This is a genomic window from Allosphingosinicella sp. (assembly GCF_059502505.1).
Genome location: NZ_JCACEU010000018.1, coordinates 1 through 13,265 on the forward strand (window position 1 = coordinate 1; position 13,265 = coordinate 13,265).

Consider the following 13,265-nt stretch of genomic DNA (forward strand, 5'->3'; position numbering starts at 1 on the left):
AGGACGTCTACATGGGCGACATGCCGCTCATGACCGACAACGGCACCTTCATCGTCAACGGCACCGAGCGCGTCATCGTCTCCCAGATGCACCGTTCTCCCGGCGTGTTCTTCGACCACGACAAGGGCAAGACCCATTCGTCGGGCAAGCTGCTGTTCGCCGCCCGCATCATCCCCTATCGCGGTTCCTGGCTCGACATCGAGTTCGACGCCAAGGACATCGTCTATGCCCGCATCGACAGGAAGCGCAAGCTCCCGGTCACGTCCCTGCTTTATGCCCTCGGCCTCGACGGCGAGGAGATCCTCAACACCTTCTACAACCGCGTCGTCTACAAGCGGGCCAAGGACGGCTGGACCGTTCCGTTCGATGCGGAGCGCATGAAGGGCTTCAAGGCGTCCGTCGATCTCATCGACGCGAAGACCGGCGAGGTCGTGCTGGAGGCCGGCAAGAAGCTGACCGCCCGCGCCGCCCGCCAGCTCGGCGAGAAGGGCCTGAAGAACCTCCGCGCGACGGACGAGGACCTGTACGGCCAGTACATCGCCGAAGACCTCGTGAACCCCTCCACCGGCGAGATCTATGCCGAGGCGGGCGACGAGATCACCGAGAAGCTGCTGAAAGGCCTGGGCGAGGCCGGCTTCACGGAAGTTCCGGTGCTCGACATCGACCACTTCACGGTCGGCCCCTACATCCGCAACACCCTGGCGGTGGACAAGGCCTCCTCCCGCGAGGACGCCCTGTTCGACATCTACCGGGTCATGCGTCCGGGCGAGCCGCCGATCCTGGATACGGCAGAAGCCATGTTCAACTCGCTGTTCTTCGACGCCGAGCGCTACGACCTCTCGGCGGTGGGCCGCGTGAAGATGAACATGCGCCTCGACCTCGACGCCGAGGACACCGTGCGCACGCTTCGCCGCGAGGACATCCTGGCGGTGACCAAGGCGCTCGTGGACCTGCGCGACGGCAAGGGCGAGATCGACGACATCGACCACCTCGGCAACCGCCGGGTGCGTTCGGTCGGCGAGCTCATGGAGAACCAGTACCGCCTCGGCCTGCTGCGCATGGAGCGGGCGATCAAGGAGCGCATGTCGTCCGTCGATATCGACACGGTCATGCCGCAGGATCTGATCAACGCCAAGCCGGCCGCCGCCGCGGTGCGCGAGTTCTTCGGCTCGTCCCAGCTGTCGCAGTTCATGGACCAGACCAACCCGCTCTCCGAGGTCACGCACAAGCGTCGCCTTTCGGCCCTCGGCCCGGGCGGCCTGACCCGCGAGCGCGCCGGCTTCGAGGTGCGCGACGTGCACCCGACCCATTACGGCCGCATCTGCCCGATCGAAACGCCGGAAGGCCCGAACATCGGCCTCATCAACTCGCTGGCGACCTTCGCCCGCGTCAACAAGTACGGCTTCATCGAGACCCCGTTCCGCCGCGTGCGCGACGGCTCCGTGACCGAAGAGGTGGTCTATCTCTCGGCCATGGAAGAGGCCAAGTACAACGTCGCCCAGGCGAACGCCGCCATCGACGGGCAGGGCCGCCTGACGGAAGAGCTCGTGGTCTGCCGCCGCGCCGGCGACGTGATCGTGGCTGCGCCCGATCGCGTGGACCTGATGGACGTGTCGCCGAAGCAGCTCGTCTCCGTGGCGGCGGCCCTCATCCCGTTCCTGGAGAACGACGACGCGAACCGCGCCCTCATGGGCTCGAACATGCAGCGCCAGGCCGTTCCTCTGGTCCAGGCGGACGCCCCGTTCGTGGGCACCGGCATGGAAGCGGTGGTGGCCCGTGACTCCGGCGCGGCCATCGCGGCCCGCCGGGCCGGCGTCGTCGACCAGGTGGACGCGACCCGCATCGTGATCCGCGCGACGGAGGAGACCGACCCCACCCGTCCGGGGGTCGACATCTACCGTCTCCAGAAGTTCCAGCGCTCGAACCAGTCCACCTGCATCACGCAGAAGCCGCTGCTGCGCGCCGGCGACATGGTCCGCAAGGGCGACATCATCGCCGACGGTCCCTCGACCGAGTTCGGCGAGCTGGCCCTCGGCCGGAACGTGCTCGTCGCGTTCATGCCCTGGAACGGCTACAACTTCGAAGACTCGATCCTGCTCTCCGAGCGGATCGTGAAGGAAGACGTCTTCACCTCGATCCACATCGAGGAGTTCGAGGTGATGGCCCGCGACACGAAGCTGGGTCCTGAGGAAATCACGCGCGATATTCCGAACGTGTCGGAAGAGGCGCTGAAGAACCTCGACGAAGCCGGCATCGTCTACATCGGCGCCGAGGTTCATGCGGGCGACATCCTCGTCGGCAAGATCACGCCGAAGGGCGAGAGCCCGATGACGCCGGAAGAGAAGCTTCTGCGCGCCATCTTCGGCGAGAAGGCCTCCGACGTTCGCGACACCTCGCTGCGAGTGCCCCCGGGCGTGACTGGCACCATCGTCGAAGTCCGCGTCTTCAACCGGCACGGCGTCGACAAGGACGAGCGCGCCCAGGCCATCGAGCGCGAGGAAATCGAGCGTCTCGCGAAGGACCGCGACGACGAGCAGGCGATCCTCGACCGCAACACCTATGCACGTCTGGCCGAGATCCTCTCGGGCAAGAGCGCCGTTGCGGGCCCGAAGGGCTTCAAGAAGGACACGAAGATCACCCGCGAGCTCCTCAACGAGCACCCGCGGTCGCAGTGGTGGCAGTTCGCGGTCGAAGACGATGCTCTGATGACCGAGATCGAGGCCATGCAGAAGCAGTACGACGAGTCGAAGAAGCGTCTCGAGCAGCGCTTCCTCGACAAGGTCGAGAAGCTGCAGCGCGGCGACGAGCTGCCTCCGGGCGTCATGAAGATGGTCAAGGTCTTCGTCGCCGTGAAGCGCAAGATCCAGCCGGGCGACAAGATGGCCGGCCGTCACGGCAACAAGGGTGTCGTGTCGCGCATCGTTCCCATCGAGGACATGCCGTTCCTTGAGGACGGGACGCACGCGGATATCGTGCTCAACCCGCTGGGCGTGCCGAGCCGCATGAACGTCGGCCAGATCCTCGAGACGCACCTTGGCTGGGCTGCTGCCGGTCTCGGCAAGCAGGTCGCCCAGGCGGTCGATGCCTACATGCGGTCGGGCAAGTCGCAGGCTCTGCGCGAGCAGCTGGTCTCGATCTACGGCAACCTGCCGGAAATCGAGCAGGCTTCCGACGACGAGCTGGCAGAGCTTGGCAACAAGCTGCGCCGCGGTGTTCCGTTCGCCACACCGGTCTTCGACGGCGCGAAGGAGTCGGACATTGAGACCATGCTGCAGAAGGCTGGCCTCGACCCGTCGGGTCAGGTGACGCTCTATGACGGCAAGACCGGCGAGGCGTTCGACCGCAAGGTGACCGTGGGCTACATCTACATGCTGAAGCTCCACCACCTCGTGGACGACAAGATCCACGCCCGCTCCATCGGTCCCTACAGCCTCGTCACCCAGCAGCCCCTGGGCGGCAAGGCCCAGTTCGGTGGCCAGCGCTTCGGCGAAATGGAGGTGTGGGCTCTGGAGGCTTACGGCGCTGCCTACACCCTTCAGGAGATGCTCACGGTCAAGTCGGACGACGTGGCCGGCCGTACCAAGGTCTACGAAGCCATCGTTCGTGGCGACGACACCTTCGAGTCGGGCATTCCGGAGAGCTTCAACGTTCTCGTGAAGGAAATGCGGTCGCTCGGCCTCAACGTGGAGCTGACCAATTCCAAGAAGGCCGCCAACGAGGCGGGGCAGCTGCCCCCGTCCGAGGCTGCCGAGTAAGCGCTACGCTTTAAGATTGACGTTTGGCCGCGGCGATGATGCCGCGGCCCCATGCAATTGCCGGTGAGGGTGCTTATCTAGCACCCTCCAGCCCAGGAGACGGCGATGAATCAAGAGGTCATGAATCTCTTCAACCAGACGGCCCAGCCGCAGAGCTTCGATCAGATCAAGATCTCGATCGCGAGCCCTGAGAAGATTCTGTCCTGGTCCTACGGTGAGATCAAGAAGCCGGAGACCATCAACTACCGTACGTTCAAGCCCGAGCGCGACGGCTTGTTCTGCGCGCGCATCTTTGGCCCGATCAAGGACTACGAGTGCCTGTGCGGCAAGTACAAGCGCATGAAGTACAAGGGCGTGATCTGCGAGAAGTGCGGCGTCGAGGTGACGCTGGCCCGCGTCCGTCGCGACCGCATGGGCCACATCGAGCTCGCCGCGCCCGTGGCTCACATCTGGTTCCTCAAGTCCCTACCGAGCCGCATCGGTCTGCTGCTCGACATGACCCTGAAGGATCTGGAGCGCATCCTCTATTTCGAGTCGTACATCGTCGTCGATGCGGGCCTGTCGCCGCTCAAGGACCGTCAGCTCCTCACCGAGGAAGAGTACATCCGCGCTCAGGACGAGTTCGGTGAGGACTCCTTCACGGCCATGATCGGCGCGGAAGCCATCCGCCGGATCCTGCAGGAGCTCGACCTCGAGAAGACCGCGCAGGAGATCCGCGAGGAGATCGCGGTCACCACGTCCGAGCTGAAGCCCAAGAAGCTCATGAAGCGCCTCAAGATCATCGAGGCCTTCGTCCAGTCGGGCAACAAGCCCGAGTGGATGATCATGACGGTGGTTCCGGTGATTCCGCCGGACCTGCGTCCGCTCGTGCCGCTCGACGGCGGCCGCTTCGCGACCTCGGACCTGAACGATCTCTACCGCCGCGTCATCAACCGCAACAACCGTCTGAAGCGGCTCATGGAGCTGCGTGCGCCGGACATCATCGTCCGCAACGAGAAGCGCATGCTCCAGGAGGCGGTGGACGCCCTGTTCGACAACGGCCGGCGCGGCCGCGTCATCACCGGCGCCAACAAGCGTCCGCTGAAGTCGCTCGCCGACATGCTCAAGGGCAAGCAGGGCCGGTTCCGTCAGAACCTGCTCGGCAAGCGCGTCGACTACTCGGGCCGTTCCGTGATCGTGGTGGGTCCCGAGCTCAAGCTGCACCAGTGCGGCCTGCCGAAGAAGATGGCGCTCGAGCTCTTCAAGCCGTTCATCTACGCCAAGCTCGACGCGCGGGGCCTCTCCGCCACCGTCAAGCAGGCGAAGAAGCTCGTCGAGAAGGAGAAGCCCGAGGTTTGGGATATCCTGGACGAGGTCATCCGCGAGCACCCGGTTCTCCTGAACCGCGCGCCCACGCTGCACCGTCTCGGCATCCAGGCCTTCGAGCCCACCCTGATCGAGGGCAAGGCGATCCAGCTGCACCCGCTCGTCTGCGCCGCGTTCAACGCGGACTTCGACGGCGACCAGATGGCCGTCCACGTGCCGCTCTCCCTCGAGGCGCAGCTCGAGGCCCGCGTGCTGATGATGTCCACGAACAACATCCTGCACCCGGCCAATGGTCAGCCGATCATCGTGCCGTCGCAGGACATCGTTCTCGGCCTCTACTACCTGTCGATCGTCTCCGACGGTCAGCCGGGGCAGGGCAAGGCGTTCTCCGACATGGGCGAGATCGAACATGCCCTGAACGAGAAGGTCATCACCCTTCATACGAAGATCCGCTACCGCTGGGAGGGTCTGGGCGAGGACGGCAAGCCGTTCTCCAAGATCTATGACACCACGGCCGGCCGCGTGATGCTCTCGCGGCTCCTGCCGAGGCATCCGGCCATGTCCTTCGACGTCGTGAACAAGCTCATGACCAAGAAGGAGATCTCCAACATGATCGACACCGTCTACCGCCATTGCGGTCAGAAGGAATCGGTCATCTTCTGCGATCGCATCATGGGCCTGGGCTTCTACAATGCCTTCCGGGCCGGCATCTCGTTCGGCAAGGACGACATGGTGATCCCGGAGAACAAGTGGCAGATCGTCGAGGAGACCCGGGCGCTCGCCAAGGATTACGAGCAGCAGTACCAGGACGGCCTCATCACCCAGGGTGAGAAGTACAACAAGGTCGTCGACGCCTGGGCGAAGTGCTCGGATCGCCTTGCGGCCGAGATGATGAACCGCATCTCCACGGTTCAGAAGGACGAGGACGGCCGCGACAAGCCGGTGAACTCGATCTACATGATGTCCCACTCGGGCGCCCGCGGTTCGCCGGCCCAGATGAAGCAGCTCGCCGCCATGCGCGGCCTCATGGCCAAGCCGTCGGGCGAGATCATCGAGACGCCGATCATCTCGAACTTCAAGGAAGGCCTCGACGTGCTCGAGTACTTCAACTCGACCCACGGCGCCCGCAAGGGCCTGGCCGACACGGCGCTTAAGACGGCGAACTCAGGGTACCTGACCCGCCGCCTCGTGGACGTGGCCCAGGACGCTGTCATCCGCGAGACCGATTGCGGCACCGAGCGCGGCATCCGCATGCGGGCCATCATCGACGCCGGCCAGGTGGTCGCGTCGCTGGCCTCCCGCATCCTGGGCCGCTCCACGGCCGAGGATCTGGTCGCCCAGGACGGCGAAGTGATCGTGCCGAAGGGCACGATGATCGAGGAGCACCACCTCGAAGCCATCGGGGCTGCGGGCATCCAGGAGGTGAAGATCCGTTCCGTGCTCGTCTGCGAGTCCAAAAACGGCGTCTGCGCCACCTGCTACGGCCGCGACTTGGCCCGGGGAACCCCGGTCAACCATGGCGAGGCCGTGGGCGTCATCGCGGCCCAGTCCATCGGCGAGCCGGGCACCCAGCTCACCATGCGCACCTTCCATATCGGCGGCGCGGCTCAGATTGCGGATTCGTCCTTCATCGAGTCGAGCTTCGAGGGCACCATCGGGTTCCGCAACAAGAACATTGCGAAGAACTCCGACGGCGATCTCGTGGTCATGGGCCGCAACGTGGCGGTTGTCATCACCGGCCCCGACGGGACCGAGCGGGCGGTTCACCGCCTGCAATACGGCTCCCGCCTGAAGGTGGACGAGGGCGACACGATCAAGCGCGGCCAGCGCATTGCCGAGTGGGATCCCTATTCCCGTCCGATCCTCACGGAGATCGACGGCGTGGTGGGCTACGAGGACCTCGTGGACGGCGCGTCGATGATCGAGACGACGGACGAGTCCACCGGCATCGCCAAGCGCGTGGTGATCGACTGGCGCGGCTCGGCCCGCACGGCCGATCTGCGTCCCGCGGTGATCATCGAGGGCAAGGGCGGCAAGGTGGCCAAGCTTGCCCGCGGCGGCGACGCCCGTTACCTCCTGCCTGTCGATGCGATCCTCGCGTCCGACCCGGGCTCGAAGGTCAAGGCGGGCGACGTTCTCGCCCGTGTCTCGACCGAGAGCGCCAAGACCCGCGACATCACGGGCGGTCTGCCGCGCGTGGCGGAGCTGTTCGAGGCTCGTCGTCCGAAGGATGCGGCCATCATTGCGGAGAAGTCCGGCACGATCCAGTTCGGCCGCGACTACAAGAGCAAGCGTCGCCTGACGCTCAACCCGCACGATGGTTCCGAGCCGGTGGAGTACCTGATCCCGAAGGGCAAGCACATCCACCTGCAGGACGGCGACGTGGTCGAGACCGGCGATTTCATCGTCGACGGCAACCCGGCTCCGCACGACATCCTGGCGATCAAGGGCGTCGAGGAACTCGCGGCCTACCTCGTGAACGAGATCCAGGAGGTCTATCGACTCCAGGGCGTGCTCATCAATGACAAGCACATCGAGGTGATCGTTCGCCAGATGCTGCAGAAGGTTGAGATCACTGAGGGCGGCGATTCCGAGCTGCTCACCGGCGAGCAGGTGGATCGTCTCGAGTTCGAGGAGATCAACGAGCGTCTCATGTCCGAGAAGAAGAAGCCCGCCGTCGGCGTGCCGGTTCTGCTCGGTATCACCAAGGCCTCGCTGCAGACGCGATCCTTCATCTCGGCGGCGTCCTTCCAGGAGACCACCCGCGTCCTCACGGAGGCGGCGGTCAACGGTAAGGTGGACACCCTCGAGGGCCTCAAGGAGAACGTGATCGTCGGCAGCCTGATCCCGGCCGGCACGGGTGCGCTGAACTCGCAGATCAAGGCCGTTGCAACCCATCGCGACGAGCTGATCCTGCAGCAGAAGCGCGCCGAGTCCCAGGCGCAGGTCAGCGAGCTGCCTCCGGCGGCCGAGTAAGACAGGCTTCATGAGAACGAAAAGGCCGCCTCCGGGCGGCCTTTTTTATGGGCGGCGGTCCGGCTCCACGATCCGCAGGAGCCCGAGCTTCGCCAGCCGCAGCAGGCCCCGAACCGTCGCAGGAGCAGTCGAGGGCTCCCCGGCCGCAAGAATGTCCCCGGCCGAGGCTCCCCGGCTGCCCACCTGCTTCCACAGGTCGAGCAGGAAAGCGCGAGACACATCGGACGATCCGTTGACCAGGGCGATCTTCAGATCGAGGCGCTCCACCACCTGGCCCTCGTCGATCCCGCCAACCTGCACGAACCTTGTCTGGCCTGAAAATCGACCGGACGGGAAGCTGGAGAAGAGGTGGAAGGGGTCGGGGCGAGCGGGCCAGAAGCCGGAATTCTGCTGACCGGGGGATGGGGACGCGGGCTCCCCGGCCGCCCGCAGCTCGGCGAGCCCGCGCCACAGCTCCTCATAGGATCGGATGACGACCTTCCAGTCGAACCGCTCCCGGGCGCGGGCGGCCCCGTTCGCCCCCATGCGGCGGCGCAGGTCCGGATCGGAAGCCAGGCGCTCGAAGGCCGCCGCCGTGGCGTCGATATCCGCCACGACCGCCGTCGAAGCTTGGCCGATATAGGAATCGTAGCTGTCCACCTCGAGCGCATGGCGAACCGCGAGCCGGTGTCCCGCTCCAGGGGGAGCGGCCATCGTCGGTATGGCGAAACCGTCGATGCCGTTGCGAACGGTGTCCTTGTAGCCGTCCCAGTCGGTCACCACCACCGGCAGCCCCGCGGCCATGGCCTCGATCGGGGTCAGGCCGAAGGTTTCCTGGATGTTGTCGGACAGGGAGCAGAACACGTCCGCGGCAGCCCAGGCTCTCGTGCGCAGGTCCGGTTCGCGGCCATCCAGGACTACGGAGCGAACGGAAGGGCAAAGCTTGGCGCGGGCTTCCGCAAAGGCCCCGGCGATAGGCTCATTGGCCGTCCAGCCGCATTCGATCAGCGCGACGCGGCGGCGCTGGGCCAGACGCTCCAGCGCCAGATACATGGGAGCGGGGTTGGCCTTGCCGTGAAAGGACAGCCGCCCGAGGAACAGGACCGTAAAATCGCCCGGCTGAAGACCGAGGGCCGCGCGGGCCTCGTCCCGGTGGCCGATCCGCCTGATCTGAGCCTCGCAATCGACCCCCAGGGGGATCACCGGAAGCTGCGGCTTGACGAAGCGGGTCGCGCCGAGCCGTCGGGACAGATATTCCTCCTGACGGGCAAACAGCGTCCGGATGACCTCGCGGGAGGCGTTCGAGGTGCATATAATGGCATCCCAGGGCTGAACCGGGGCCGTCATCATCTCCGTGATCCCGTCCATGACCCGGGCAGACGACAGGGTATGGTTCACGCCGCAGAGGCTCCAGGATCGGGGGCCATGGAGTTCCCGCTGCGAGGCCTGCGCCGTATTGATTGGGCTCGGCGTGAAAAGACAGCCCACCTGCCGCAATCTGCCGGGATCGGAGGCCAGGATGAAGTCCGGAGAGCTCCCCGGGCGGAACGCCTTGATGAAGCTGGAGAAGCTCCCGCCAAGCTTCGCGTCCCTCACATAGCCCGTCACGGTTTCCTGGGAGGAGTGGCGGGCGAAGGCGGAGAGAAAGCCATGGCCGGCGAAGTGGCGCCCCATCGGCCTTCCATGGGTGACCTCATAGGCCTCGGGCTCGAAGTGGATCGCTGCGGTCAAGGAAGCTGCCCCCGTGAAGATGTCGTTATTCCATAGCCTTGCTTGGGGCGACGCAATAGCCATATAGCAAGGAGACGCCGAGAGGGCTGCCTCACCGGGGCGCCTCTCCGAAATGCTCCTCAAAAGTGTTGACTTTCCCCGACTCGGGCGATAGAGAGACCGGACTTTCCGGCTGGCCGTAGGTTTTCGCGATTTGAAGCGTCTCGCTTCGATGGATGCCGCCTAAACGCTGCCGAACTCAACCTTGACTGACACATCGTCAGATTTGGGGCACGACCGCGGTGCCAGAACATCGTGGTCCTCTGCAATCGCACCGCGCCAAGGGCTTACCCGAGCCAATGGCGTGGCTTCGTTTTGTGCAGCCTTAACGGGTTGCCGGGCGTGGCGGTGCGGCGTCGATTTGTTGAAGGCACTTTCAGGCCGCCGCGACGGGGGCCGTAAAAGAGGGCACAGGATGCCAACGATCAGTCAGCTGATCCGCAAGCCGCGGACGGCGCAAAAGAGCCGGAATAAGGTTCCCGCGCTTGAGGCCTGCCCGCAGAAGCGGGGCGTGTGCACGCGCGTCTACACCACGACCCCAAAGAAGCCGAATTCGGCTCTGCGCAAGGTCGCCAAGGTTCGCCTGACCAATGGCTATGAGGTCATTGGCTACATCCCGGGTGAGGGGCACAACCTTCAGGAGCACTCCGTGGTCATGATCCGCGGCGGCCGCGTGAAGGACCTTCCGGGTGTTCGCTATCACATCCTCCGCGGTGTCCTCGACACCCAGGGCGTGAAGAATCGTAAGCAGCGTCGTTCGAAGTACGGCGCGAAGCGGCCGAAGTAAGCCGTCAACTGTCATTGAGGTCAGCTCATGTCCCGTCGCCATAGCGCCGAAAAGCGTGAGATCATCCCGGACGCCAAGTTCGGTGATGTGGTCGTCACGAAGTTCATGAATTCCATCATGTACGACGGCAAGAAGTCCGCTGCCGAAAGCATCGTGTACGGTGCGTTCGATAGCATCGAAAGCCGTGCCAAGGCGAACCCGCTCGAGGTCTTCAAGCAGGCTCTCGACAACGTCGCTCCGGCGATCGAGGTCCGCTCCCGCCGCGTCGGCGGTGCGACCTACCAGGTCCCGGTCGAGGTTCGTGCCGAGCGCCGTCAGGCTCTCGCGATCCGCTGGATCATCCAGGCTGCTCGCGGCCGCAACGACAAGACCATGGTCGAGCGTCTCTCCGCCGAGTTGCTCGATGCCTCGAACAACCGCGGCAATGCCGTGAAGAAGCGCGAAGATACCCACCGTATGGCAGAAGCCAACCGTGCGTTCTCGCATTACCGCTGGTAAAGGTCTGAGGAGCTGAGCGATGCCCCGCACGCACGCGATTGAGGACTACCGCAACTTCGGCATCATGGCCCACATCGATGCCGGCAAGACCACGACGACCGAGCGCATCCTTTACTACACCGGTAAGTCCCACAAGATCGGTGAAGTGCACGAGGGTGCCGCCACCATGGACTGGATGGAGCAGGAGCAGGAGCGTGGCATCACGATCACGTCCGCTGCCACCACCTGCTTCTGGCGCGACAAGCGCCTGAACATCATCGACACCCCCGGCCACGTGGACTTCACCATCGAGGTGGAGCGGTCCCTGCGCGTGCTGGACGGCGCCGTTTGCGTTCTCGACGGCAACCAGGGCGTCGAGCCCCAGACCGAGACCGTGTGGCGTCAGGCCGACAAGTACGACGTTCCGCGCATCGTGTTCGTCAACAAGATGGACAAGACCGGCGCCGACTTCTTCAAGTGCGTGGCGGACATCATCGACCGCGTCGCCGGCAAGCCCGTCTGCCTTCAGCTGCCCATCGGCGCCGAGAGCGACTTCCGCGGCGTGATCGACCTCATCAAGATGAAGGGGATCGTCTGGTCCGGCGAAGCCCTGGGCGCTTCCTTCACCGAGGAAGAGATCCCGGCCAACCTGCTCGACCAGGCCAAGGAATACCGCAACAAGCTCGTCGAAGCCGCGGTGGAGATGGACGACGAGGCCATGATGGCCTACCTCGACGGGCAGGAGCCCGACGAGGCGACCCTGCGCCGGCTCGTTCGCACGGCCGTGCAGCGCCGCGCCTTCCATCCGGTTCTTTGCGGCTCCGCCTTCAAGAACAAGGGCGTTCAGCCTCTCCTGGACGCCGTGGTCGACTTCCTGCCGTCTCCCGTGGATCGCGGCGAGATCAAGGGCATCGATTTCAAGACCGAGGAAGAGACCGTTCGCCGGCCGTCCGACGACGAACCCTTCGCCATGCTCGCCTTCAAGATCATGGATGACCCCTTCGTCGGCACCATCACTTTCTGCCGCGTCTATTCGGGCAAGGTCGAAACCGGTTCCTCGATCCTCAACTCGACCCGCGACAAGAAGGAGCGCGTCGGCCGGATGCTGCTCATGCATTCGAACAACCGCGAGGACATCAAGGAGGCCAATGCCGGCGACATCGTCGCTCTCGCGGGCCTCAAGGAAGTCCGCACCGGCGACACCCTCTGCGACCCGAACAAGGCCGTGGTCCTCGAGCGCATGGAGTTCCCTGAGCCCGTGATCGAGATCGCGATCGAGCCGAAGTCGAAGGCCGACCAGGAAAAGCTGGGTCTGGCTCTCTCGAAGCTGGCCGCCGAGGACCCGTCCTTCCGCGTCTCAACCGACCAGGAGTCCGGCCAGACGATCCTGAAGGGCATGGGCGAGCTTCACCTCGATATCAAGGTCGACATTCTCCGTCGCACCTACAAGGTCGATGCGAACGTCGGCGCTCCGCAGGTGGCCTATCGCGAGACGATCACCAAGAAGGCCGAGATCGACTACACCCACAAGAAGCAGACCGGCGGTACCGGCCAGTTTGCCCGCGTGAAGCTGGTGATCCAGCCGAACGACCAGGGTGCAGGCTTCTCCTTCGAGTCGAAGATCATCGGCGGCTCGGTTCCCAAGGAGTACATCCCGGGCGTCGAGAAGGGCCTTCAGTCGGTCGTGGGCGCCGGCGTCGTTGCCGGGTTCCCGGTGGTCGACATCAAGGTGGAACTCGTCGACGGAGCCTACCATGAGGTCGACTCGTCGGCTCTGGCCTTCGAAATCGCCTCTCGCGCGGCTCTCCGCGAGGGCCTCCAGAAGGGCGGTTCGGTTCTGCTCGAGCCGGTCATGAAGGTCGAGGTCGTCACGCCGGAGGACTACACCGGTTCGGTGATCGGCGACCTGAACTCCCGGCGCGGTCAGATCCAGGGTCAGGACATGCGCGGCAACGCCGTGGTCATCAACGCGATGGTCCCGCTCGCCAACATGTTCGGCTACGTCAACACCCTGCGCGGCATGAGCCAGGGTCGTGCGAGCTACACCATGCAGTTCGACCACTACGAGCAGGTGCCGTCGAACGTGGCTGCCGAGGTTCAGGCGAAGTACGCCTGAACCCACTAAAGCGAATTTTGAAAGATCAAAGGAACGGGTGCCACGATGGCGAAGGAAAAGTTTGCGCGGACGAAGCCGCACTGCAACATTGGGACGATTG

6 protein-coding genes are annotated in these 13,265 nt (G+C 64.7%); 5 read left to right on the plus strand and 1 reads right to left on the minus strand.

Translation table 11 applies throughout. The annotated features are described in order from the left end of the window. Both rpoB and rpoC read left to right on the plus strand, forming a co-directional pair. A partial coding sequence (gene rpoB / locus AC5JBD_RS12360) for a DNA-directed RNA polymerase subunit beta (protein ID WP_495722122.1) occupies positions 1 to 3,755 on the plus strand: 3,755 nt, incomplete at its 5' end. 105 nt (positions 3,756 to 3,860) lie between these two features. Further along, positions 3,861 to 8,036, plus strand: a complete 4,176-nt coding sequence (gene rpoC, locus AC5JBD_RS12365; protein ID WP_495722123.1) for a DNA-directed RNA polymerase subunit beta' — start codon at positions 3,861 to 3,863, stop codon at positions 8,034 to 8,036. A gap of 45 nt (positions 8,037 to 8,081) precedes the next feature. Here rpoC and AC5JBD_RS12370 read toward each other — a convergent pair whose 3' ends face one another. After that, positions 8,082 to 9,503: a glycosyltransferase family 4 protein gene (locus tag AC5JBD_RS12370; protein ID WP_495722125.1), complete on the minus strand. Its 1,422-nt coding sequence runs from the start codon at positions 9,501 to 9,503 to the stop codon at positions 8,082 to 8,084. A gap of 697 nt (positions 9,504 to 10,200) precedes the next feature. Between AC5JBD_RS12370 and rpsL the strand changes: the two genes are divergently transcribed. Genes rpsL through fusA form a run of 3 tightly spaced genes read left to right on the plus strand, consistent with a single transcriptional unit; the run spans position 10,201 to position 13,165 of the window. Then, the gene (rpsL, locus tag AC5JBD_RS12375) at positions 10,201 to 10,572 is read left to right on the plus strand and encodes a 30S ribosomal protein S12 (RefSeq protein ID WP_109596495.1); all 372 of its coding nucleotides are present in this window, start codon (positions 10,201 to 10,203) and stop codon (positions 10,570 to 10,572) included. 27 nt (positions 10,573 to 10,599) lie between these two features. Next, positions 10,600 to 11,070: a 30S ribosomal protein S7 gene (gene rpsG / locus AC5JBD_RS12380; protein ID WP_183450868.1), complete on the plus strand. Its 471-nt coding sequence runs from the start codon at positions 10,600 to 10,602 to the stop codon at positions 11,068 to 11,070. A 19-nt stretch (positions 11,071 to 11,089) separates the two neighbouring features. Continuing rightward, positions 11,090 to 13,165, plus strand: a complete 2,076-nt coding sequence (fusA, locus tag AC5JBD_RS12385; protein WP_495722124.1) for an elongation factor G — start codon at positions 11,090 to 11,092, stop codon at positions 13,163 to 13,165. The last annotated feature ends 100 nt before the right edge of the window (positions 13,166 to 13,265 follow it).